The sequence below is a fragment of the Stenotrophomonas sp. STEN029 genome, from assembly GCF_056760015.1.
In genome coordinates, this window is the sequence record NZ_JBRREC010000009.1 from 15,486 (window position 1) to 38,541 (window position 23,056).

Consider the following 23,056-nt stretch of genomic DNA (forward strand, 5'->3'; position numbering starts at 1 on the left):
CAGCCGCTCACAACTGCTCGCGCAGGGCCTGCCTGATCCGTTCGCGCTCCTGCGCCTGCACGTGCAGCAGATCCTTGAGCCGCTGGTTCTCCAGCTGCAAGCGCCGCAGGTGGCTTGCATGGGGCACGCGCAGGCCAGCGCAGGCACGCCGCAACAGCACACGCGACGTATCACTGAAACCATGCTTCCTGCAGAGCACCTGCAGGGCTTGGCCGGCATCAAGCTCGCGCAGGAAGCCGATCACCTGAGCCTCGTCAAATTGCTTTCTCATGCTTGCTTCGCCTTGCCGGCAACGGCATTCAACGCCTGTATCGCCGTCCGTATCCACGCCCAGACATTCCGCACCGTGGCCGCAGCAACAAAGCGCAGCGATCAGGTCCGGTGTTCGGGAGGACGCGCGTATGCGCACGCAGCCCCCCCTTTCCTGTGTAGACGCAGCGGCCAAGCATGGCCGCAGCGATGCAGCGCACACTTTGATGTATGCAGGAAGGCTATCGGCAAACTACTGGATTACCAGCGTCGCGGCTCACGCCGCTCCCACAAATGCAGGCAAACAACAGTAGTGCCGAGCCATGCTCGGCAGAACGCACTCCCGGCGACGCCTGAAATCGGCATTGCCGAGCGTCAATCAGCCAGCAAGCCGCCGCAGGATGAACTCATTGTCACGCACGCTGCCGACCGGGAACTCATAGGCCCCGACGTGCTCGAAGCCATGCCGTGCATAGAAGCGTTGCGCGCCGAAATTCTCCGACCACACGCCTATCCACAACGTGCGCCCCGGCGTCTGCAGCCACTGCAGGGCCGCATCGAACAACAGGCCGCCACGACCACCGCCCTGGTACTGGCCCAGCACGTACAGGCGTTTCAACTCGCCGTCGGTTGCACTGGCATCCGCATGCGGCAAGCCACAGGGACCGGCAAAGGCGAAGCCAACGGCCTCGCCTGCCACGTCCAGCAACCACGCCGCGTAATCTCCGGACTGCAGCTGTTGCCGCTGTAGTTCGACCGGGTACGCCGTGGCCAGGTAATCGGCCAGGTCCTGCGCTGGGTACAGGTGGCCGAACGTCTCCACGAAGGTACGTTCGGCCAGTGCACACAACACGCCAGCATCATCGGGCGTGGCGCGACGGATGCTGGCGTCAGCTGCCAAGGCTCAGGCCTTGTCGGCGCGCGGACGCACCTGCACGTGCACTTCGGCCAGCTGCGCATCGGCGATCGGCGACGGCGCATCGGTCATCAGGCACTGTGCGCCGGTGGTCTTCGGGAACGGGATCACGTCGCGGATCGACTCGGTACCGGCCATCAGCGCGGCAATACGGTCGATGCCGAAGGCGATGCCACCGTGTGGCGGGGCACCGAAGTTCAGCGCATCCAGCAGGAAGCCAAACTTGGCGCGCGCCTCTTCGGCACCGATGCCGAGCAGCTCGAACACCGCGCTCTGCATTTCCGGGCGATGGATACGGATGGAACCGCCACCGATCTCGTTGCCGTTGAGCACCATGTCATAACCGCGCGAAACCGCGGTCTTGGCGTGTGCGCGCAGCTCGGCCACATCGTCCACTGCCGGTGCGGTGAAGGGGTGATGCAGGGCAACGTAACGCTGCTCTTCCTCGTCCCACTCGAACATCGGGAAGTCGGTTACCCACAGCGGTGCCCAGCCGTCGGCAACCAGGTTGAAGTCCTTGCCGGCCTTCAGGCGCAGCGCACCCATGAAGTCGGAGACCTTGTTGTAGCCGCCTGCACCGAAGAACACGATGTCGCCATTGCCGGCACCAACCTGCTTGAGCAGCGCAGCGAAGGCGTCTTCGGCGAAGAACTTCTGGATCGGCGAGCTGATCTCACCGTTCTCGGCAATCTTGATGTAAGCCAGGCCCTTGGCACCGTACTTGGCGGCGTGGGCGGCATATTCGTCGATCTGCTTGCGGCTGAGGCTGGCACCGCCCGGGATGCGCAGCGCGGCCACGCGACCGTCGGCGTCATTGGCGGCAGCGGTGAACACCGGGAACTCGCTGGCCTTGACCAGCTCGGCCACGTCCACCAGCTCCAGCGTGATGCGCAGGTCCGGCTTGTCCGAACCGTAGCGGCGCATCGCCTCGGCCCAGGTCATGCGCGGGAAGCTGGCGTCGAGGTCGACGTCGACCACTTCCTTGAAGATCGAGCGGATCATGTCCTCGACGAAATCCTGCACGTCGCGCTCGCGCACGAAGGCGAACTCCATGTCCAGCTGGGTGAATTCCAGCTGGCGGTCGGCACGCAGGGCTTCATCGCGGAAGCAGCGGGCAATCTGGTAGTAGCGGTCGAAGCCGGCCACCATCAGGATCTGCTTGAACAACTGCGGGCTCTGCGGCAGGGCGTAGAACTCGCCCGGGTGCATGCGTGCCGGCACCAGGAAGTCGCGCGCGCCTTCCGGGGTGGCCTTGGTCAGGATCGGGGTTTCGATGTCCTGGAAGTTGCGTGCATCCAGATGGCGGCGCAGCGCCTGCACCAGCTTGATGCGGGTGCGCTGCATGCGCTGCATTTCCGGGCGACGCAGGTCCAGGTAACGGTACTTCAGGCGGGTTTCCTCGCCCGGGTTCTCGTGCGCGTGGAACGGCAGCGGCGCGGCCTTGTTGAGGATGCTGATGCGGGTGGCGATCACTTCCACCTTGCCGCTGCGGATCTTGTCGTTGACCGCATGGCGCGCACGCACCACGCCTTCGACCTGCAGCACGTCCTCGTAGCCGAGGCTGGCGGCGACGGCGAACACTTCGGCGTTGTCGGGCTCGACGGTGACCTGGACGATGCCTTCGTGGTCGCGCAGATCGATGAAGCAGACACCGCCGAGGTTACGGGCAACGTCGGTCCAGCCGGCGAGGGTCACGGTTTGGCCGATCAGGGTCTCGTCGACCAGGCCGCAGAAATGGGTACGCATGGAAAGCTCCGCAGGGGGCCCGGTACGAAACGGTGCCGGGTAGCCCCGTATTTTGGCGCTCAGCGGGTGCAGGAGCAAATCCGGCGATCAGTCACGCGGCCTTAAGTGGGACTGCGCCTATAGTTCGGCCACCCAACCTGAACAGGGAAGCCGCCATGAACCGTCCCCTCCTGCTCGCCGGCCTGGCTGCCCTGCTTGGGCTGGCGATGAGCCCGTCCCCCGCTTCGGCCCAATCCGGCTATCCGGGCGGCCAGGGCAACACCATCCGCTGCGACAGCAACAGCAATCGCCAACAGGTCTGCAACACCGGCTGGCGCAGCGCGGTACTGGTCCGCCAGGTTTCCGATACGCGCTGCATCGAAGGTCGCAACTGGGGCAGCAACAACGGCAGCGTCTGGGTCAACGGCGGCTGCCGCGCCGAATTCGCCGAAGGGCGCGGCGGTGGCTGGGGCGGCGGCGCCGGCAACAACAACGGCCGCACCATCCGCTGCGACAGCAACAACAACCGCCAGCAGGTCTGCAACACCGGCTGGCGCAGCGCAGTGCTGGTCCGCCAGGTCTCCGACACCCGCTGCACCGAAGGCCGCAACTGGGGCAGCAACAACGGCAGTGTCTGGGTCAGCGGTGGTTGCCGCGCCGAATTTGCCGAAGGTCGCGGTGGCGGCTGGGGCGACGGCCCGGGCCACGGAAACGGCAACCAGACCATCCGCTGCGACAGCAACAGCAACCGTCATGTGGTCTGCAATACCGGCTGGCGCAGCGCGGTGCTGGTCCGCCAGGTTTCCGATACGCGCTGCGTGGAAGGGCGCAACTGGGGCAGCAGCAATGGCACGATCTGGGTCAATGGTGGCTGCCGTGGTGAATTCGCGGAAGGCCGTGGTGGCGGCTGGGGCAATGGCGGCGGCTGGGGTGGCAACAACTACTTCGTGGATTGCCACAGCAACAGCAACCGCCTGAACACCTGCGCCTGGGATCGCCGCCAGGGGCGCCCGGTCATCGTCCAGCAGGCCTCGGATACGCGCTGCGTGGAAGGCCGCAACTGGGGCTTCAACGGCAACAGCATCTGGGTCAACGGCGGTTGCCGCGCCCGCTTCGGCGCCCGCTGAGTTTCCCGCCCGAAGGATCAGAGGGCGCCGGCAACGGCGCCCTCCTTATGTCAGGCCTCGCTGCCCCAAGGCGCCGGCGGCAGTTCCACCGGCGTGCCAAGGTCAAACTCGACCTGGAACAAACGCCCATCCGGACGCGCCAGCTCGTAGACGAAGCGCTTGCCAGGCTCCAGCTCCATCGCCCAGGTGTTGCGCAGCGAGGCGGTCATGCCATTTGCGGTGAACATCGCCACCGATTGGGCATCGACCGGAAACTCCTGCCGCCCCGCGCTGCCGGCCTGGACGGTATCACCGCCGTACATGGTCACCGCATCCGCGCTGCCATCGGCATGACGGTGGTCGTGCTTCAAGCGCAGGCCGCTATCGGTACGGCTGATCACCCAGGTGCGCGAATGGTCATCCCCCACATGGAACGGCACCCGCAGTTCCTGCCGTGGGCTGTCGCAGCCACGCACATGCATCACCAGGGTCTTGCCATCGAATGGGTCCGGCGCGCTGGACTGCGGCTGGTTGGCGATGATGCGGCCAGCAAAGGCCTGCCCGCAGTAGCGCGCCAGATCGGCGAGGAACTGGTCGGCCGGCGCAACCGCTGCCGTTGCCTTTGGAGAGGTGCTGGCAGCGATTGCCGGAACAGGAAGGACGGCAGTGCCGGCCAGGGCCAGAACGCAGATCAGATTCGAGAAGGAGAAGGTTTTCATGCCCCGATCCTCGCCTACGCGCCCGTTCAAGGCAACGCGCCACTGCCTTGTACATGATCTCGCGCCGCCTGCAGGGCTCCGCGCCACTGCAAGGTCACCGCCGATGTCTTGCCGTACAAGGGCTCGGCGGCGGCGACGGCGGCCTGCCAATACTGCACGGCTTCGCTGCGATTGCTGCGCTGCTCAGCCAGACGCGCACGCAATACCTGTTGGCGCACCGCCGCATAAGGACTATCGAGCAACAGCGGCTGCACGGTTTCCAAGGTCTGCGCAGCCTCATCCAGTCGGTGCTTGGCGATCAGCCATTCGGCCCAGCCCTGCTGCAGGCGAGTACCGTTGGCGCTGCCGGCTGGAATACGCGGCAGCCACAGATCATGCGCCCGCTGCACCAGCGCATCGCCGTCAGCATTGCCTTGGGTAGCCAACAGCAGCCCAAGCTGCAGTTCCAGATCCAGGCTGTCCGGATGGTCGCCACCAATCGCTGCCGCGCGTACCGCCAACGCCTCGCGGTAGCTGGTTTCAGCGACGGCGCTCTCGCCCTGCGCCTGGGCAAGCTGCGCGGCGGTTTCGGTGACGACCGAATAGTTGTAGCTGTCCTTGCCCAGCACCTGGGCCGACAGCCGCAGGGCGGTTTCGACATAGGGCCGTGCACGCGCATAGTCGCCTTTGCGTATCAGTGCCTGCGCCAGGCGGTTGTTCTCGCTGATCACATAGACGCTGCGCTGTCCGAATATCGTTGGTGCGCGCGCCAGATTGGCCTCGAACGCGGCGATGGCCACATCCAGCTCACCGCGATCCATCACCATCAAGTTACGTTCGGTATTGCTGGCCCAGTAGTCATACGACATCTCCCCCAGGCTGCGCAGGAACATCGGCGTTGACTGGTCGAACGCCGCGGCCGAGGCGACCAGATCGCCCTTGCGCCGGTACATCATGCCCAGGTTGTCCAATGTCACGCCGATGTACTGCTCGCGTTTGCCGGCCTGGTGACGCTGCAGTGCCTGCTTGAAAGCAGCCTCGGCATCGTCATAGCGCTGCTCGGACAACAACGACAGTCCCAACGAGTTGTAGGACTGGGCAACACGGAAGCTGTCTGCTGGCTGCCTGCCCAGCAGCGCCAGCGCCCGCCGCGCCATGGCGGCACCTTCCACGCCCTTGCGGTTGTTGGCATAGGTTCCCGCCAGCAGGTTGAACAGGCGCGCGGCTTCGTCCAGGTTCTTGTCGCCACCAGCGGCGGCCAACGCTTCGGCGGCTTGCAGCATCATCGGGTCGGCACGACGCAGATCACCCGCATTGCGGTAGGCCAGGCCGATCACGCCCTTCAAGCGTGCCTGTACTTCCGGCGATGCATCCAGCTCCTCGTCGATGCGCGATGCTGCCCGATCCAGCACTTCGCGGGCACTGATGTCCTCACCGCCGCGCACGCCTCTCTCGCGTGGATCGGCCGCCTGGAACATTTCCACGAGGAACCCGCTGACCTGCTCGGCGATCGTTGCCTCGCGCTCGGCGGCGGCGCGTTCGGCGGCCAGGCGCCACACAAACCAGGCCGCAAGCAGCAGCACCAGCAACAGCAAGGCAGCCCCCTTCCAGTTGCGTCGCAGCCAACGCCCACCGCGATAGAACCGGCCACCATTACGTGCCTGCACCGGCCGATACTGCAGATAGCGCTGCACGTCCGCGGCCATCGCCTCCACCGACGGATAGCGCTGCCCGGGCGCCAAGGCCCCCGCCCGCACCACGATGGCGTCCAGATCACCGCGCAAGGATCGCGCCCAGCGACAATCGCTTCCTGCCAACCCGCTGGGCGCCGCCACCGCGGCAGCGCTGTCATCTGCGCCGCGCCTGCCGCGCTTGCCTGCCAACAGCTCGCTCAATACCGCAGCCAGGCTGAAGACATCACTGCTGACACCCACCAGGCTTCCTGACTGCAGCTCTGGCGCCGCGTAAGCAGGCGTAAAGAATTGCGCAGCCGGGTCGTTGGCCTCGTCGCCCAGCACGCGCGACACACCGAAGTCCAACAACACCGGTTCGCCATCCTCACGCACCAGGATATTGGACGGCTTCAGGTCGCAATGCAGTACCAGCCGCGCGTGTGCGGCCTGCACCGCGCTGCACACTTTCAGGAACAGCTGCAGGCGCTGGCGCAGGTCAAGCTGGTGGCGCGCGCAGTAAACATCCAGCGGCTCACCACGCACATATTCCATCACCAGATAGGGATGCCCGCCCGGGGTAGTACCACCGTCGTACAGGCGGGCGATGTTGGGATGCTGCAAGCTGGCCAGAATGCGCCGCTCGGCGGCCAGGCGCTCAGCGACACGCGCACCGGGCTTGCCCTGCAGCACTTTGATCGCCACCTCCTGCGCATACAGGCCATCAGCACGCTCGGCACGGAACACCATCCCCATGCCGCCGCTGGCCAGCCGTTCGCACAGACGCCAAGGCCCAATGACTTCGCCTTCACTCAATTCGGAAGGAATCGCCGCGACCATCAACTGCTGCATCGGCTCGAGCGCACGGCCGAGTTCGCTGGTCTGCGCTTCGAGCAGCTCCAGTGTTTCGGCCACGACGGCGGGATCAGCGCTCAGCCGCGCGAGTTCGCTCCGCCATTGCGACGGATGCAGTTCACACACGGCGTCGAACAGCTCGCGCACCTGTTGCCAACTATCCCGATCCACCTACACCCCCTGTGCCAGCCGCCCGCTGCATTGCGAAGCCGACGTTGCCCTGGGAATGATAAGCGGCGCTCAACGCTCCGGTACGTAAGAGTTGGGGGCTGAAGACGAGTCCGAATCAAGCACGGCTTCTCTTACGATCTCTGCATCCGCAGTTTCGGCAGCTTCATTGCTGAGCGGGTCCACATCCATCGGCCGCCGGAACACCAGCGATGGCAACAGTGTGGTCAGCGCGGCATACAATAGCAGCGCACCAAACAACACCGGCGAGATCGCAAAGCGCTCGCGCATGATCGCTGCCAGCACCAGGGTGAAAATCAGCGTCGGCGACAGCGCCAGCGCAACCCGCAGGCTGGTGCGGAAGCTCTCTCCGAACAGCACCCGCCGCTGCAGCCAGATCACCGCGATGCGCAGCGGCAGCACCACCAAGGTGATGAGCAGGCCAAGACCCAACGCTTCGAAGCTCAGCGCTTCGGCCGGCACCTTGGTACCCGAGTTGAAGAAATAGAAAGGTACGAAGAACGATGCGAACAGGCGCAGCGCATGCAGGTTTTCATGCGAGGCCAGCGACGGCATGCGCTGCTGCAGCAGGCGCGCGACCAGGCCGGCGATGAACGCACCCACCAGGTAGTACACGCCCAATGCATAGGTGATGTAGGCGGCCAGCATGCCTACCATCACCAGCAGCGAGAACTCCGAGCCCGGCGCGTGCGGCGCCACCCAGCGGCCGAGTCCGATGAACAGCAACGGCAGGCCGACCATCATCGCCAGCAAGGCCATGCTCGACAGTGCCATATGCACCGGATCGCCGGCCTGCAACACCACGAACAACGCAGCCAGCGCCAACAACTCGCCGGCAATGGCCTTGCTGCTGACCCAGAACCGCTCGGCATCATCCAGGCCGAGCTGGGACAGCGAATCCATGATGAAGCCGGTGGAGGGCGTGAGCAGCGCCAGCGCCAGCAAGGCCGCCGCCTGCCAGGGCAAGCCGGCGTAATGCCATGCCAACCAGGCGACGCCGGTGAGCGTGGCGCTGCGGATCAGCAGATGGGTCAGCAGCGGCCACATGCCCTTGCGCAGGTCGGCCAGATCCACTTCCAGGCCGGCAAACAGGAACAACGAGGAAATACCCAGCGTGGCCAGCAGGTTGACCACCGGATCGTGCGATCCGTCACCCAGCCACAGCATCGCGCTGATGCCGAACACCAGGCAGGTCAATGGCGCGGGAATATTGAAACGCTGCAACGCGCGCGGGATGACCAGCAACGCGAAAATCAACAACAGATAGATTACTTCCTTGCTCATGACGCCTGTTTCCTGTGACCGGTTACGCGGGGTCACGCCCACCGGCCACCACCGCGCCAACGGTGGAGCCGTCAGCGCAGGCGGGCGCCAGCCAGCTCCCCTACCTGGCGCAGGATGCCATTCCTGCCGTCATCATCCAGTGCAGAACCCTGCAGGTAGCTGCTCAGCAGCCATGGTGTGCCACCGGCCAACGGCCACAGTACGGCAATGTCGTTGCTGGTGTCGCTGCCGTTGCTGCCGGTCTTGTCGCCTACCCGCCAGTCCTGTGGCAGACCTGCGCGCAGGCGTGCATCGCCGGTCTGGTTGTCGATCAGCCAATCGGCCAGTTGCTGGCGCGAGGCCTCGCCGAGCACGTCGCCAAGCAGGAAGCGCTGCAGGTTGCCGGCCATCGCCGCTGGGCTGGTCGTATCGCGCGGGTCACCGGTGGCAAACCGGTTGAGCTCCGGCTCATTGCGCGCACTCACGGTGACGCGGTCACCCTGCTCGCGCAGGAAGGCGGTAAGCCCGGCCGGGCCGCCAACCAGCGGCAGCAACAGGTTCGCCGCCGCGTTGTCACTGACGATCATCGTCGCCCGGCACAGATCGCGCACGGTCATAGTCTTGCCGACGTGGCGCTCGGTGAACGGCGAATGGTCGAGGATGTCGCTCGCCCGCACCGGCACGCGCTGGTCCAGCGACAACTGGCCGGCATCCGCACTGCGCAGGACCGCTGCGGCCAAGGGAAACTTGACCGTGCTGCACATCGGGAAGCGTTCGTCGATGCGGTGTCCGTAGCGGGCGCCACTGGCCGGGTTCCAGAGGCAGACCCCCAGCCGGCCGCCACTGGCTTTCTCAAGTGCGGCGAAGTCAGCGTCACTGACTGCCAACGGCATCGTGATTGCAGCGCCACCAGCGCGCGCAAACGCGGCCGGTATCAAGGCGCTGGCCAAGGCGGCACCGCCAAGCGTGAGGAACTGACGACGAGCAAGCATGGGAACTCTCCTTTGGCGTGATCGGGCTGATCTTGCCCGCCGCTGCGGCCTGCGACCATCGCGAATAATCATCGCAAGCCATTAGTTAAATTTGCAGCTAAGGCGAAAATTCGGTCACGGGACGCGGAATAATGCGACCGACCATCAAGTTTCGTCATGACTACGCCATGATCCGCCCCCAGTTGCCACTCAACGCCCTGCGCGCCTTCGAAGCCGCCGCGCGCCATCTGAACTTCACCCGCGCCGCGCTGGAACTGTGCGTCAGCCAGGCCGCCTTGAGTCACCAGATCCGTGGGTTGGAGGACCGCCTGCAGGTCAGCCTGTTCCATCGGCTGCCGCGCGGCGTGGCCCTCACCGACGAGGGTGCGGCGTTGTATCCGGTGCTCACCGAGAGTTTCGACCGCATGGCGATCGCGCTGGACCGTTTCACCGGCGGCCGTTTCCGCGAGGTGCTGACCGTGGGCGTGGTCGGAACCTTCGCGACCGGCTGGCTGCTGCCGCGGCTGCCCGACTTCGAGGCTGCGCATCCGGATATCGAGCTGCGGGTGCAGACCCACAACAACCGCATCGATCTGGCCGGCGAAGGATTGGATCTGGCGATCCGCTTCGGCGATGGCGACTGGCAGGGGCAGGAGTGCACGCCGATCGTCGACACCTTGTTCGCGCCGCTGTGCGCGCCGGCGGTGGCGCGGAAACTGCGGAAACCGCGTGATCTTGGCAACGTAGCGCTACTGCGTTCCTACCGCAACGACGAGTGGCCGCGCTGGTTGCAGCAAGCGGGTGTCAGCGGTGTGGAAGCGCGTGGTGCGGTGTTCGATTCGTCCCTGACCCTGGCCAGCGCTGCGGCAGCGGGTGCCGGCGTGGCGCTGCTGCCACTGCGCATGTTCGAGCAGGACCTGGCCGAGGGACGGCTGCTGCAGCCCTTCGCACAGACCTTGTCATTGGGCAGGTATTGGCTGACGCGATTGCGCTCGCGACAGGAGCGTGAGCCGCTGCGACGCTTCCGGCTATGGTTGCAGGCGCAGGAAGGATTGGACCTGTAGTGCCGAGCCATGCTCGGCAGAGGCGTCACCTGTAGTGCCGAGCCATGCTCGGCAGGAGCTTTACCAGCAAAAAGCTACCCTCACCCCACCCCCCTATCCCGCAAGCGGGAGAGGGGCCAAGGCGGTAGTGCCGAGCCATGCTCGGCAGGCGCGTCACCGATAAAGCCTCAGCCGAGCATGGCTCGGCTCTACAGTGGCATTTCAGGCATTGCCAGCTTCGCGGCTGACGCCGCTCCCACAAGCAAGACCGAGCCCGGGCTCAGTCCTCCAACATCTCCATCCACGCCGCCTCAGCCTGCTCCAGCTGCTGCACCAGCACTTCGCGTTCGCCGCCCAGCTTGGCCATCTTCGCTGCGTCGGCGTAGTTGCCGGAATCGGCCAGCTGCGCATCCACCTCAGCCAGCGCTGCACCCAACTGCTCCACCTTCTTCTCGGCCGCTTCCAGCTTGTGCGGGTTGACCGGCTTCTTGTTGGAAGCCGGCTTGGCCGGGGCAACCTGCGCAACCGGTGCAGCAGCTGCAGGCTTTTCCTGACGATCACTCTTGTTGCGTGAACCCTGCGCGCTGGCGCGGGTACGCAGCCACTGTGCGTACTCGTCCAGGTCACCGGCAAACGGCTCGACCACACCGTCGGCGACACGCCAGAACGTATCGCAGACCAGGCCGATCAGATGGCGGTCATGCGACACCATCACGATCGCACCTTCGAACAGTGCCAGCGCCTCGGCCAAGGCTTCGCGCATTTCCAGGTCAAGGTGATTGGTCGGTTCGTCGAGCAGCAGCACGTTCGGCTGCTGCCAGGCGATCAAGGCCAGCGCCAGACGCGCACGCTCGCCGCCAGAGAAACCATCCACCGTCTCGAATGCACGGTCACCCGGGAAGTTCCACTTGCCGAGGAAATCGCGGAACGACTGGTTGACGCCATCCGGCGAGATTTCGCGGAAGTGATCCATCGGCGTCATGCCAGCGTGCAGCGATTCCACCGTGTGCTGGGCGAAGTAACCGATCTGCAGGTCCGGGTGGGCCATGCGGTCACCGCCAAGCAACGGCAGGTCGCCGACGAGTGATTTCACCAACGTGGTTTTACCCGCACCGTTCGGCCCGAGCAGACCGACGCGCTGGCCGGCTTCCAGGCCGAAGCCGACGTTGTCCAGGATCACTGCGTCCGGGCCGTAACCGGCGGTGACGTCGTTGAGGCGGATCAACGAGAACGGCAGCTTGGCCGGCGGCGAGAACTCGATGCGGAATTCGCGCTCGGCGCGCACCGCTTCGGTACCGGCCATCTTGGCCAGGCGCTTCATCCGGCTCTGCGCCTGGGTGGCCTTGCTGGCCTGCGCCTTGAAGCGATCAATGAAGCTCTGCAGATGCGCGCGCTCGGCCTGTTCCTTCTCGTGCGCGATCTGCTGCTGGCGCAGGTGCTCGGCACGCTGGCGCTCGAAATCGGTATAGCCGCCCGGATAGAGCTTGGCGCCGCCGCCGTGCAGATGCAGGGTGTGGGTGGCGACGTTGTCCAGGAACTCGCGGTCATGCGAGATCAGCAGCAAGGTGCCCGGATACTTCAGCAGCCATTGCTCCAGCCAGTACACCGCGTCCAGATCCAGGTGGTTGGTCGGTTCGTCGAGCAGCAGCAGGTCGCTGGGCATCATCAGTGCGCGGGCAAGGTTCAAGCGTGCGCGCCAGCCACCGGAGAACGCCGACACCGGACGATCATGCGTCTCAGCCGGGAAGCCCAGGCCATGCAGCAGCTTGCCAGCGCGCGCCTCGGCGTCATAGGCGCCCAGTTCGGCCATCTTCTGGTGCGCGTTGGCAACCGCTTCCCAATCCTCGCGCTCAGCCGCTGCGGCTTCTTCCTGCAGCACCGCGGCGACCACGTCATCACCGCCAAGCACGAAGTCGATGGCGCGGTCGGGCAGCGCCGGGGTTTCCTGGGCCACGTCGGCGATACGGATCTTGCCGGGCAGCGACACGTCGCCCTTGTCGGCTTCCAGCTCACCGCGCACGGCCGCAAACAGGCTGGATTTACCTGCGCCATTACGGCCCACCACGCCTACGCGATAGCCGGCATGCAGGGTGAGGTCTACGTTGGACAACAGCAGGCGCTCGCCCCGGCGAAGGGCGAAATTACGAAGGGAAATCATGAATGGGTCCGTTATAACGAAAAGGAATGAGCATGTGAGCAGCATTCCTGCGACGTAATTCTAACGTTAACCAATACTTGACTCACGCCCTGTTATCGCACGCGCCTGAACGGCGTTGCCTGACAAGGGCCAAGTACTCGCATAGCCAAATCGCCCTTGCTGAACTGAAAAAGCTTTCAAAAGCAACAATTTAGCTGAACCGTCCGGTTTGACACGAGGTAAAAATTCCATTAATTCGTTGATGGCGCACCGCAACAGCCGCGAACCCCACGCGCCGCCGATGCCGCCACTCAATACCGGAGCTGCAACCTGATGAACCGCAAGTCCAGCACCCTCGCCGTCGCCATTGCCATCGCCCTTGGCGCACCGGCCCTCCCCGCCCTGGCCCAGTCCAGCGCCAATACCCTGGATACCGTGATCGTTACCGGTACCCGTGTGGCCGACCGCACCGTGGCCGAGTCACAGTCACCGATCGACATCATCACCCCGGAAGCCCTGCAGTCCACCGGCACCGGCGAGTTGGCCACCGCGCTGTCGCGCGCCCTGCCCTCGCTGAACTTCCCGCGCCCGGCCCTTACCGACGGCACCAGCGGCATCCGCCCGGCGCAGCTGCGCGGGCTCTCGCCTGACCAGGTGCTGGTGCTGGTCAACGGCAAGCGCCGCCACACCTCGGCGATGATCAACGTCAACGGCAGCATCGGCCGTGGCTCCTCCGCGGTGGACATCAACGCGATTCCGATCGCCGCCATCGAACGCGTCGAAGTACTGCGCGACGGCGCCTCGGCCCAGTACGGCTCCGATGCCATCGCCGGCGTGGTCAACATCGTGCTCAAGGGCAGCGGCAAGGGCGGCAGCCTGGCGGTGGATTACGGCCAGTACTCGGCCGGTGACGGCAACAAGTACCAGCTCTCCGGCGACACCGGCGTCAGCTTCGCCGATGGTCGTGGCAGCGTGCATTTCGCCGGCCAGGTCAGCCAGCAGGACGAAAGCAACCGCGCAGGCCCTTATCAGGGCACCACCCCGAATACCGGCAACTTCCCGTCCATCGGTGAGAAGACCTTCGTGGTCGGCGACCCGCGCGTGGATGCCACCGCTGCCTCGGCCAACGCCAGCTTCAACTTCAGCGACAACGTCAGCGCCTACGCCAGCGCCCTGCTGAGCAACCGCGACATCACTTCGTTCGCGTTCTACCGCTCGCCCAACCACAGCGGCCAGACCGCGCTGCTGGCGCAGGTCTACCCTGACGGCTTCGTGCCGCAGATCAACCAGTACTCCAAGGACCGCTCGCTGGTAGCCGGCGTCAAGGGCAATACCGAGAGCGGCTGGACCTGGGACGTCAGCGTCAACCACGGTGAAAACACCCTGGATTTCCACACCCGCAACAGCATCAACTACAGCCTGGGCGTCAACAGCCCGACCTCGTTCTACGACGGCACGCTGAAATACCAGCAGGACATCTTCAACGCCGACATCACCAAGTCGCTGGATTGGGGCCTGGCCTACCCGGTCACGCTGTCCTTCGGTGGTGAGTACCGCCGTGAGAAGTGGGAGCAGAACGCCGGTGAGCTGAACTCCTATACCGGTAGCGGCGCGCAGGGCTTCGGTGGTTTCACCCCGACCAACGAAGTGCACAACGATCGCCACAACTACGCTGTCTATGCCGGGCTCGAAGCCGACCTGACCGAGAAGTTCTCCGCCGGCCTGACCGGTCGCTACGAGGACTATTCGGACTTCGGCGACAAGTTCTCCGGCAAGCTGTCGGCGCGCTACGCCTTCACCGACAAGGTTGCGCTGCGCGCCACCGCGTCCAGTGGCTTCCGCGCACCTTCGCTGGCACAGCAGAGCTACCAGGCGGTCACCAGCACCATCATCAATGGCAGCTTCGTCGACCGCGGCACCTTCCCGACCACCAGCGCTGCCGCACAGGCGCTGGGTGCCAGCCCGCTCAAGGCCGAAAGCTCCACGTCCTATAGCCTTGGCCTGGTGCTGCAGCCGGTTGACCGCCTGTACCTGACCGTCGATGCCTACCAGATCGATATCGACGACCGCATCGTGCTGTCCACCAACATCACCACCAATGCCGCCGCCAACGCGCTGTTGGCCGGGCTGGGGCTGCCGCAGGTCACCGCGTTCTCCTACTTCACCAATGGCGTGGACACCCGCACCCGCGGTGTCGATGCGGTGTCCAGCTACACCATCCCGTTTGCTGCCAGCAGCCTGGAACTGACCGCTGCCTACAGCTACAACGAGACCGAAGTGAAGAAGTTCATCGCCTCGCCGGCGGTGTTCGGCAGCCTGGGCATCACCCAGTCGCTGATCGGCCGCGACGAGATCGGCCGCATCGAGGACAGCTTCCCGCGTGACAAGGCCATCGTCAGCGGCACCTGGCGCTCGGACCGCTGGGAGCTGGGTCTGTCGGCGACCCGCTATGGCAGCTTCACCGTGCGCAACTCGGCCACTGCTGCCCGCGACCAGACCTATGACGCCAGCTGGGTAGTGGATGCCTCGGCCAGCTTCAAGCCCAGCGAAAACTGGAAGCTGACCCTGGGTGCGGACAACCTGCTGGACCAGTATCCGGACCGCACCGCCGACCTGCAGAACTCGACCTGGGGCATGCTGCCGTACAGCAACTACTCCCCGTATGGTTTCAACGGCGCCTACGTCTACGGCCGTATCAGCTACACCTGGTAATACCGGTTTGATGTTGTGCCTGGTTTGATGTCGTGAAAGGAAGATGCCCTGGGAAACCGGGGCATTTTTCTTTGTGCCGTCGGGACGTTGCCAGACGCCAACTCCATGCACGGGGACGACGGCCTCAAGCAGCTTGCGGAAACACCTTCGCGCAGAGGAAATCCACCAATGCCCGTACCTTCGGCGAGGGGTACTTGCTGGCCGGCCACAACACATTGAAAACACCGGCTCCGCTTACCTGGTCGACCAGGATGGACTGCAGCAAGCCGGCAGCCAGCGGCTCGCGGATCGCGAAATCCGGCAGGTAGGCAATCCCCAGCCCGCGCAATGCGAAGCACACGCGCGTCTCGATGTTGTTGCAGATCATTGAGGTCGGCAGTTGCAGCTCGGCCTCGCCCGCTGCGCGTCGCAGCGCCCAGGCCTCCAGCTTGCCGCTGTTGGGGAAGCGATAGTGCAGGCAACTGTGCTGCTCAAGGTCGGCCGGAGTCTGCGGCACGCCGCAGCGCGCCAGATAGTCCGGCGACGCCACCAGCCGCATGTGGAAACTGCCCAGGCGACGCGCCGACAGACGTGAGTCGGCTGGTTCGCCGGTACGCACCACCGCATCGAAGCCTTCCTCGATGACATCGACCATGCGGTCGGTGAAGTCCAGGTCGAGCTCGATCTGTGGATAGGCGCGCATGAATTCGCCCAGCACCGGCAGCATCAGCGAGCTCACCAACGGCAGGCTCACCCGCAGGCGTCCGCGTGGCGCCGCGCTGGCCTGCGAGAGCTCCAGCTCGGCGGCATCAATCTCGGCCAGGATGCGGCGGCTGCGTTCCAGGAACAGCGTGCCTTCGGCGGTGAGGGTCACGCTGCGGGTGCTGCGATGGAACAGGCGCACACCCAGCTTCTCTTCCAGCCGCGCCACGCTCTTGCCGATCGCCGAGGCCGACACCCCGAGCTCACGCCCGGCCGCGACGAAGCTGCGCGTCTCGGCCACCTGCACAAACACCACGAAGCCATTGAGGCTGTCCATGATCCGCCGCCCGTTTGATTGCGGACAGTTTATTCCGCGCATCACGGAACTGCAGCCTGCTTTTTCTTCAATCGGGGGATTCCTATCGTCACCGCCTGCCCTTTTCTTCGAGCCAGCCGCAATGACGACCCCCGCGTTCCCCCAACCTTCAAGTGCCGTGCCTGACCCGGTTTTGGCTTCCATCCAGACCGTCGTGCAGCAGGCACTGGACGAACAACGCCTGGTCGGTGCCGTGGTGCTGGTCGCCCGTAATGGTGCGCTGATCCACCGCCAGGCCAGCGGCCTCGCCGACCGTGCCAGCGCGCGCCCGATGCGCGTGGACACCGTGTTCCGGCTGGCTTCGGTCAGCAAGCCCATCGTTTCCGCTGCGGCCATGGTGTTGGTGGCACAGGGCAAACTCGAGCTGGATGCCGGCATCGAACGCTGGCTGCCGGAATTCCAGCCGCGATTGGCCGACGGCCGCCCGGCACGAATCAGCGCGCGGCAGCTGCTGAGCCATACCGCCGGTCTGGGCTACCGCTTTTTCGAAGCCGATGCGGACGGTCCGTATGCACGGGCCGGCGTCTCCGATGGCATGGATGCCTCCGCCATCAGCCTGCAGGACAACCTGCGTCGCATCGCCGAAGTACCGCTGTCATACGAGCCCGGCAGCGCCTGGGGCTACTCGCTGGCAACCGATGTGCTGGGTGCCTTGATCGAACGCATCCATGGCACACCGCTGCAGCAGGCCGTGCAGCAGTTGCTGACCGGTCCGCTGGGCATGGGCGATACCGGCTTCGTCGCCGCCGACCCGCAACGCGTGGCAATGGCCTATGTAAGCGACGCCCCGCAGCCACACCTGCTGGCCGAAGGTGAGATTGTTTCGCCCTTCGATGGCGCCATCGGCATCACCTACAGCCCGGCACGTATCTTCGACGCGCAGGCCTTCCCGTCTGCGGGCGCCGGCATGGCAGGCACCGCCGGCGATCTGTTGCGCCTGCTGGAAACACTGCGCATTGGTGGCGACAACATGTTGCCCGACGAACTGATCGCTGAAATGGGCCGCGACCAGACCAACGGCCTGGAACTGCCCAGCGCACCGGGCTTCGGCTTCGGCCTCGGCTTCTCGGTGCTGCGCGACCCGGCGCTGGCTGCTACACCGGAATCACCTGGCACCTGGCGCTGGGGCGGTGCCTACGGCCATTCCTGGTTCGTGGACCGGGCACAGGGCCTGAGTGTGGTGGCCTTCACCAACACCTTGTACGAAGGCATGTCCGGTCGCTTCGTCACTGATCTGCGCGATGCGGTCTACGCCGCAATGGAGGCGCGCTGATGGCGACCTCCACTGCACGCATGCGCGCCATCGCCTTCCATCGTGGCTCCAGCCTGGCCGATCCACAGTGTCTGCTCGACGTCGATGTCGACTGCCCGCAACCCGGACCGCACGATCTGCATGTGGCAGTGCGCGCGGTCTCGGTCAATCCCCTGGATGTGAAAGTCCGCGCTGGCCTGGTCGCTGTGCCTGATGCCGTCCGTTCGCTGGGCTGGGATGCCGCCGGAGTCATCGACGCCGTTGGCGAGGCGGTCACCCTGTTCAAGCCCGGACAAGCGGTTTACTACGCGGGCAGCTTCGACCACAGCGGCAGCAATGCCGAATACCAACTGGTCGACGAGCGCATCGTCGGTCATATGCCCGGCACGCTCGGCTTCACTGACGCTGCTGCACTGCCATTGGCGGCGTTGACCGCATGGCAGTTGCTGTTTGAGCGTCTGGGTGTCGTCCGCGGCAAGCCTGCTGCTACCGGCAGTCTGTTGGTGCTGGGCGGCGCGGGCGGCGTTGGCTCGATGTTGATCCAACTCGCGCGGCGACTGACCAACCTGACCGTGATCGCCACCGCCTCACGCGCGCAGAGCCGCGATTGGTGCCTGGCCATGGGCGCCCACCATGTCATCGACCACCGGCAGCCGCTGCCGGCACAGGTCGCTGCCCTGCCGGCGCCACCGGTCAACCACATCGCAGCGCTGTCGAACACTGCCGAACACCTGCATGAGTTAGCCGAGTTGATCGCGCCGCACGGTCGGCTGGCCATCATCGATGACCACGACACACTCGATGCAGCGCCGTTCAAAGCCAAGAGCGTGTCTTTGCATTGGGAAATGGTGTTCACCCGCCCGCTGTACGCCACCCCGGACCAGATCGCCCAGCACCGGATTCTCAATGAAGTCGCTGCGCTGGTGGACTGCGGCGTGCTGCGCTCCACCGTCACACAGGTACTGCAGCCACTGGATGCCGCCAGGATGATCCAGGCCCATCGCCTGCTGGAAGCCGGTGGCATCACTGGCAAGGTGGTGCTGGCCCGCAACGAGGAAGACAGCGCTGCACGCACGCCGGAGGACGGTCAATGAGCACCGCCTCCACCGCACGCTTGCCGCTGGGCGCGTTGTTGGCCTTGGCGATGGCCGGCTTCATCACCATCCTCACCGAAGCCCTGCCGGCCGGTCTGCTGCCACAGATGGCAGTTGGGCTCGGCGTGTCCGAAGCATGGATCGGGCAGACCGTGACGATCTACGCCATCGGCTCGCTGCTGGCGGCGATTCCACTGACCAGCGCCACCCAGGGCGTGCGCCGTCGCCCGCTGCTGCTGGCGGCGATCGCCGGTTTCGCCCTCGCCAACACCGTCACCACGTTCTCCGGCAGCTACGCACTGACGATGCTGGCGCGTTTGCTGGCAGGCATTTCCGCCGGACTGTTGTGGGCGTTGTTGGCGGGCTATGCGGCGCGCATGGTGCCGGCACATCAACAAGGCAAGGCGATTGCCATCGCGATGGTCGGCACGCCACTGGCATTGTCGCTGGGCGTGCCAGCCGGCACGTTGTTCGGCAACCTGCTGGGCTGGCGGATCTGCTTTGGCGCGATGAGCCTGTTGGCGCTGGTGCTGATGCTATGGGTACGGTTCAAGGTGCCGGACTTCGCCGGCCAGCCGGCGAACCAGCGCATGCCATTGCGGCAGGTGCTCTCCATTGCCGGCGTGCGCCCGGTGCTGTTGGTGGTGCTGGGCTTCGTACTGGCACACAACATCCTCTATACCTACATCGCGCCATTCCTGACTGCCGCCGGCCTGGGCGCGCGCACCGACCTGGTGTTGCTGGTGTTCGGCATGACCTCGCTGCTGGGCATCTGGATCGTCGGAGTGCTGGTCGACCAGCACCTGCGCGCGTTGACGCTTGCCAGCACCGTACTGTTCGGCGCGGCCGCACTGGCACTCGGGTTGGCCAGTGAGACGGCGCTTGTGGTCCATGCGGCAGTGGCGGTGTGGGGGCTTGCTTTCGGCGGCGCCGCAACCCTGTTCCAGACGGCGCTGGCAAAGACTGCCGGAGACGCCGCCGATGTCGCTCAATCCATGTTGGTCACCGCCTGGAACGCGGCAATCGCCGGCGGCGGCATCATCGGCGGCGCACTGCTCGGGCGCTGGGGCGTCGGCGCATTTGCTCCCGCTCTACTGGTGTTGCTGGTGGCGACCCTGGCCGTGGTATGGGCCGCAAGGCGGCATGGTTTCCCCGGCACAAGCGACAAAAGCATCGCGAGCAACGCCAGCTGTTCTGGGACCTGCCGCGGGTCCTGAAGGAAGATGCCCCGGGAGACCGCGGCATCTTTACTGAGCTGGAGCAAGGCGTTACCCCTCCCCAGCCCTCCCCTTGCCTGCGGCAAAGGGAGGGAGTTAACGGCAAAGCCCGCAATCCAACCGTTCGCGCGGACCGCCCCCTCCCTTTGCCGCAGGCAAGGGGAGGGCTGGGGAGGGGTGCCTTTGCCTTCGCCCTTGATCTGGCCAGCCCCAAATCCCATCGATCCAATTCCGTGGGACATAAAAACCCAGATTTTTCATATATTTCCCCGCACCCAAGCCACCAGCCCCTTTAGAATCAAACCACCCCCACCTGACCCAGCGAGCCCTGATGCACCATGACACCGCCCTGATCAACATGATTGCCATCGGTTTGGGCCTGGCCTTCGTGCTTGGTGCCCTGGCCAACAAACTGCGGCTGTCGCCGCTGGTGGGCTATCTGGTGGCCGGTGTCATCGTGGGGCCGTTCACGCCGGGCTTTGTCGCCGACCAGGCGCTGGCCAACCAGCTGGCCGAGATCGGTGTGATGCTGCTGATGTTCGGGGTAGGCCTGCACTTCTCGTTGAAAGACCTGATGGCGGTCAAGGCCATCGCCATCCCCGGCGCCATCGGCCAGATCCTGGTCGCCACCCTGCTCGGCTGGGGCGTGGCCACGCTGATGGGCTGGCCGGTGCTGCACGGCGTGATCTTCGGCTTCTCGCTGGCCACCGCCTCCACCGTGGTGCTGCTGCGGGCCATGGAAGAACGCCGCCTGCTGGAAACCACGCGCGGCAAGATCGCGGTCGGCTGGTTGATCGTGGAGGACCTGGCCTGTGTGCTGGCACTGGTGATGATGCCGGTGATCGCCGACGTGTTCGGCCCCGAGGCCAACGGCAAGGAGCTGTCCATCGGCGGGCTGCTGGCTTCGATTGGCTGGACCTTCGTGCAGTTGGGCCTGTTCGTAGCGGTGATGCTGGTGGTCGGCCGCCGCGTCATTCCGTGGGTGCTGGAGAAAGTGGCCGGCACTGGTTCGCGCGAACTGTTCACCCTGTGCGTGCTGGCGATTGCCCTGGGTGTGGCGTTCGGCGCTGCTGCCTTGTTCGGCGTGTCGTTCGCGCTGGGTGCGTTCTTCGCCGGCATGATGCTTAACGAGTCCGAGCTCAGCCACAAGGCCGCACACGATTCACTGCCGCTGCGCGATGCGTTCGCGGTGCTGTTCTTTGTCTCCGTGGGCATGTTGTTCAACCCGATGATCATCGTCGAGCACCCATGGCAGGTGCTGGCGACGGTGCTGATCATCATGGTCGGCAAGTCGGCCGCGGCCTTCTTCATCGTGCGCGCCTTCGGCCATTCCAAGAGCACCGCGCTGACCATTTCCGCCTCGCTGGCGCAGATCGGCGAGTTCGCCTTCATCATCGCCGGCCTCGGCGTGGCATTGAAGATCCTGCCGCCAGCCGGGCAATCGCTGGTGCTGGCCGGCGCGCTGGTGTCGATCATGCTCAACCCGGTGGTGTTCGGCCTGCTCGACCGCTGGCAGGCACGCCACAAGGAAACCACGCCGGTACTGGAAGTGCCGGACATCCCCCCAGGCCCGTCGCTGGACCTGCAGGACCACGCCATCGTGGTCGGCTATGGCCGGGTTGGCAGCGAGCTGGCACAGGTGCTGCGTGACCGCGGTGTGCCGGTTCTGGTGATCGATGACAACCGCGAGCATGTGGAACGTGCGCACGCTGCCGGTATTCCCGGCATTCGTGGCAGTGCCGCCTCGGACAAGGTGCTGGCCGAGGCGCATCCCGAGCGCGCGACGATTGCGGTGCTGGCGATTCCGCAGCCGCTGGAATCAGGTGAAGTGCTGGCCAAGCTGCGCGCCATCAACCCCAACCTGACCCTGCTCGCGCGCGCGCACAGCGATGCCGAGGTCAAGCACCTGCTCGACCACGGCGCCGATGGCACGGTGATGGCCGAGCGCGAGCTGGCCTATTCGCTGGCGGAAATGATCATGTCCACCCCGCCCTACCGCAGCCTGCGCCCGGGAATGCCTCAGCCGGCGGCCAGCGGCACGTAGATATCGGCACGCAGGATGGCCTCGGGGACTACTTCCGGGTCGTCGAGGAAGTGGTAATGCAGCGGTGCATCGCGCAGGGCGTGGCCGCTGCCCGGCAACCAGTCACGCAGCAGCTGATCGGTGGCATCTTCCAGCAGCGAGTAGCTGCCGACATGGCGCAGCCGCGCCACGCGGCCGCCGCCAAGAACCAGGCGCTGCAGCGATTCCGGCAACGCCGGCAGTTCCGCATCCAGCGCAAGCGCGCAATCGAACAGCAGCTCCTCGGCAGGCAGCTCGCGGTGGTCGCCCAGCGGCACGCCGATCAGCTGCTGCAGCTGCTCAACCAGGCCCTGCTCCGCGGCCCAGCCGAACAGTTCGCCGAACACGCCATCCAGATCGTCGAAGGCCCCGCGCGCGCGCAGTGCCACCACTTCGAAGGGTTCCAGGGTGACGACTTCCACGCTCAGCGGCGCGGGTTTTTCGGCTGGCGGCAATGGCCGTGACAGCTGCTCGATACTGGCAGCCAAACGCCTGGGATCTTCCCGCAGCTCACTGGCGCTGGCATCCACGGTTTCGCGCAGCACTCGTGCCAAGGCTTGTGGTGTGTCATAACCCGCCAACAGCGCGATCTCGGTGACACTGGCATCGCTATGCGCAAGCCGCTGCAAGGCCTTGACCACGCGCAGCCGCTGCACGGTGCGGCCAATGGTTTCGCCAGTCAGCGCGCGATACACGCGGTGGAAGTGAAACGGCGAGTAATGGGCAATGGCCGCCAGTGCATCCAGATCCGGCAATGGCCCGCCGACATCGATGCTTTGCTGCAGGCAAGCGACGACCCGGTCCAGGCGTGGCAACTGCGCGACATTGGCTTTCATTGCG

17 protein-coding genes are annotated in these 23,056 nt (G+C 65.3%); 7 read left to right on the top strand and 10 right to left on the bottom strand.

Features of this window, described 5'->3' with window-relative positions; all coding sequences use genetic code 11:
* Nucleotides 1–7: 7 nt before the first annotated feature.
* The 3 genes from ACVOLI_RS03455 to aspS form a co-directional block, all read right to left on the bottom strand.
* Nucleotides 8–271: a transposase gene (locus ACVOLI_RS03455; protein ID WP_481533534.1), complete on the bottom strand. Its 264-nt coding sequence runs from the start codon at nucleotides 269–271 to the stop codon at nucleotides 8–10.
* Between the two features lie 357 nt (nucleotides 272–628).
* Nucleotides 629–1,150, bottom strand: a complete 522-nt coding sequence (locus tag ACVOLI_RS03460) for a GNAT family N-acetyltransferase (protein WP_296251762.1) — start codon at nucleotides 1,148–1,150, stop codon at nucleotides 629–631.
* 3 nt (nucleotides 1,151–1,153) lie between these two features.
* A complete protein-coding gene (gene aspS / locus ACVOLI_RS03465; protein ID WP_481533535.1) occupies nucleotides 1,154–2,911 on the bottom strand; it encodes an aspartate--tRNA ligase in 1,758 nt (585 codons plus the stop codon).
* 206 nt (nucleotides 2,912–3,117) lie between these two features.
* Here aspS and ACVOLI_RS03470 point away from each other — a divergent pair, with 206 nt between their 5' ends.
* Entirely contained in the window at nucleotides 3,118–4,017 is a 900-nt protein-coding gene (locus tag ACVOLI_RS03470) for a DUF3011 domain-containing protein (protein WP_481533566.1), read from the top strand.
* 50 nt (nucleotides 4,018–4,067) lie between these two features.
* Here the strand turns inward: ACVOLI_RS03470 and ACVOLI_RS03475 are convergent, their stop codons facing one another.
* From ACVOLI_RS03475 to blaCESS, 4 genes are all read right to left on the bottom strand, one after another.
* Entirely contained in the window at nucleotides 4,068–4,715 is a 648-nt protein-coding gene (locus ACVOLI_RS03475) for a hypothetical protein (RefSeq protein WP_481533536.1), read from the bottom strand.
* A 26-nt stretch (nucleotides 4,716–4,741) separates the two neighbouring features.
* On the bottom strand, nucleotides 4,742–7,390 hold the full coding sequence (locus tag ACVOLI_RS03480) for a serine/threonine-protein kinase (protein ID WP_481533537.1): 2,649 nt from the start codon (nucleotides 7,388–7,390) through the stop codon (nucleotides 4,742–4,744).
* Between the two features lie 69 nt (nucleotides 7,391–7,459).
* Nucleotides 7,460–8,692 (bottom strand): cation:proton antiporter, encoded by a 1,233-nt coding sequence (locus tag ACVOLI_RS03485; RefSeq protein WP_481533538.1) that lies wholly within the window; start codon nucleotides 8,690–8,692, stop codon nucleotides 7,460–7,462.
* A gap of 71 nt (nucleotides 8,693–8,763) precedes the next feature.
* Nucleotides 8,764–9,663 (bottom strand): CESS family extended-spectrum class A beta-lactamase, encoded by a 900-nt coding sequence (gene blaCESS, locus ACVOLI_RS03490; protein WP_481533539.1) that lies wholly within the window; start codon nucleotides 9,661–9,663, stop codon nucleotides 8,764–8,766.
* 167 nt (nucleotides 9,664–9,830) lie between these two features.
* Here blaCESS and ACVOLI_RS03495 point away from each other — a divergent pair, with 167 nt between their 5' ends.
* A complete protein-coding gene (locus tag ACVOLI_RS03495) occupies nucleotides 9,831–10,706 on the top strand; it encodes a LysR family transcriptional regulator (RefSeq protein WP_481533540.1) in 876 nt (291 codons plus the stop codon).
* Between the two features lie 259 nt (nucleotides 10,707–10,965).
* Here ACVOLI_RS03495 and ACVOLI_RS03500 read toward each other — a convergent pair whose 3' ends face one another.
* Entirely contained in the window at nucleotides 10,966–12,843 is a 1,878-nt protein-coding gene (locus ACVOLI_RS03500; RefSeq protein ID WP_282269295.1) for an ABC-F family ATP-binding cassette domain-containing protein, read from the bottom strand.
* A 312-nt stretch (nucleotides 12,844–13,155) separates the two neighbouring features.
* Here ACVOLI_RS03500 and ACVOLI_RS03505 point away from each other — a divergent pair, with 312 nt between their 5' ends.
* On the top strand, nucleotides 13,156–15,534 hold the full coding sequence (locus ACVOLI_RS03505; protein WP_481533541.1) for a TonB-dependent receptor plug domain-containing protein: 2,379 nt from the start codon (nucleotides 13,156–13,158) through the stop codon (nucleotides 15,532–15,534).
* A 124-nt stretch (nucleotides 15,535–15,658) separates the two neighbouring features.
* Here ACVOLI_RS03505 and ACVOLI_RS03510 read toward each other — a convergent pair whose 3' ends face one another.
* A complete protein-coding gene (locus tag ACVOLI_RS03510; protein WP_481533542.1) occupies nucleotides 15,659–16,552 on the bottom strand; it encodes a LysR family transcriptional regulator in 894 nt (297 codons plus the stop codon).
* Nucleotides 16,553–16,673: 121 nt separating this feature from the next.
* Here ACVOLI_RS03510 and ACVOLI_RS03515 point away from each other — a divergent pair, with 121 nt between their 5' ends.
* From ACVOLI_RS03515 to ybaL, 4 genes are all read left to right on the top strand, one after another.
* On the top strand, nucleotides 16,674–17,864 hold the full coding sequence (locus ACVOLI_RS03515) for a serine hydrolase domain-containing protein (protein WP_481533543.1): 1,191 nt from the start codon (nucleotides 16,674–16,676) through the stop codon (nucleotides 17,862–17,864).
* A 20-nt stretch (nucleotides 17,865–17,884) separates the two neighbouring features.
* Nucleotides 17,885–18,937, top strand: a complete 1,053-nt coding sequence (locus ACVOLI_RS03520; protein WP_481533567.1) for a zinc-binding alcohol dehydrogenase family protein — start codon at nucleotides 17,885–17,887, stop codon at nucleotides 18,935–18,937.
* A complete protein-coding gene (locus ACVOLI_RS03525) occupies nucleotides 18,934–20,154 on the top strand; it encodes an MFS transporter (RefSeq protein WP_481533544.1) in 1,221 nt (406 codons plus the stop codon). Before ACVOLI_RS03520 ends, ACVOLI_RS03525 begins: the two co-directional genes overlap by 4 nt.
* Nucleotides 20,155–20,485: 331 nt before the next feature.
* Nucleotides 20,486–22,198 carry a YbaL family putative K(+) efflux transporter gene (gene ybaL / locus ACVOLI_RS03530; protein ID WP_481533545.1) on the top strand — a complete coding sequence of 571 codons (1,713 nt, stop codon included), beginning with the start codon at nucleotides 20,486–20,488 and terminating at the stop codon, nucleotides 22,196–22,198.
* Here ybaL and ACVOLI_RS03535 read toward each other — a convergent pair.
* Nucleotides 22,174–23,052, bottom strand: a complete 879-nt coding sequence (locus ACVOLI_RS03535) for an AraC family transcriptional regulator (RefSeq protein ID WP_481533546.1) — start codon at nucleotides 23,050–23,052, stop codon at nucleotides 22,174–22,176. The genes ybaL and ACVOLI_RS03535 overlap by 25 nt on opposite strands.
* Nucleotides 23,053–23,056: the final 4 nt, after the last annotated feature.

Excerpts from the sequence above, each read along its gene's own strand:
- ACVOLI_RS03495 (WP_481533540.1), top strand. The coding sequence starts at position 9,831 with ATGATCCGCCCCCAGTTGCCACTCAACGCCCTGCGCGCCTTCGAAGCC.
- ACVOLI_RS03475 (WP_481533536.1), bottom strand. The coding sequence starts at position 4,715 with ATGAAAACCTTCTCCTTCTCGAATCTGATCTGCGTTCTGGCCCTGGCC.
- aspS (WP_481533535.1), bottom strand. The coding sequence starts at position 2,911 with ATGCGTACCCATTTCTGCGGCCTGGTCGACGAGACCCTGATCGGCCAA.
- ACVOLI_RS03525 (WP_481533544.1), top strand. The coding sequence starts at position 18,934 with ATGAGCACCGCCTCCACCGCACGCTTGCCGCTGGGCGCGTTGTTGGCC.
- ybaL (WP_481533545.1), top strand. The coding sequence starts at position 20,486 with ATGCACCATGACACCGCCCTGATCAACATGATTGCCATCGGTTTGGGC.
- ACVOLI_RS03485 (WP_481533538.1), bottom strand. The coding sequence starts at position 8,692 with ATGAGCAAGGAAGTAATCTATCTGTTGTTGATTTTCGCGTTGCTGGTC.
- ACVOLI_RS03455 (WP_481533534.1), bottom strand. The coding sequence starts at position 271 with ATGAGAAAGCAATTTGACGAGGCTCAGGTGATCGGCTTCCTGCGCGAG.
- ACVOLI_RS03470 (WP_481533566.1), top strand. The coding sequence starts at position 3,118 with ATGAGCCCGTCCCCCGCTTCGGCCCAATCCGGCTATCCGGGCGGCCAG.
- ACVOLI_RS03500 (WP_282269295.1), bottom strand. The coding sequence starts at position 12,843 with ATGATTTCCCTTCGTAATTTCGCCCTTCGCCGGGGCGAGCGCCTGCTG.
- ACVOLI_RS03535 (WP_481533546.1), bottom strand. The coding sequence starts at position 23,052 with ATGAAAGCCAATGTCGCGCAGTTGCCACGCCTGGACCGGGTCGTCGCT.
- ACVOLI_RS03515 (WP_481533543.1), top strand. The coding sequence starts at position 16,674 with ATGACGACCCCCGCGTTCCCCCAACCTTCAAGTGCCGTGCCTGACCCG.
- ACVOLI_RS03520 (WP_481533567.1), top strand. The coding sequence starts at position 17,885 with ATGCGCGCCATCGCCTTCCATCGTGGCTCCAGCCTGGCCGATCCACAG.
- ACVOLI_RS03510 (WP_481533542.1), bottom strand. The coding sequence starts at position 16,552 with ATGGACAGCCTCAATGGCTTCGTGGTGTTTGTGCAGGTGGCCGAGACG.
- ACVOLI_RS03505 (WP_481533541.1), top strand. The coding sequence starts at position 13,156 with ATGAACCGCAAGTCCAGCACCCTCGCCGTCGCCATTGCCATCGCCCTT.
- blaCESS (WP_481533539.1), bottom strand. The coding sequence starts at position 9,663 with ATGCTTGCTCGTCGTCAGTTCCTCACGCTTGGCGGTGCCGCCTTGGCC.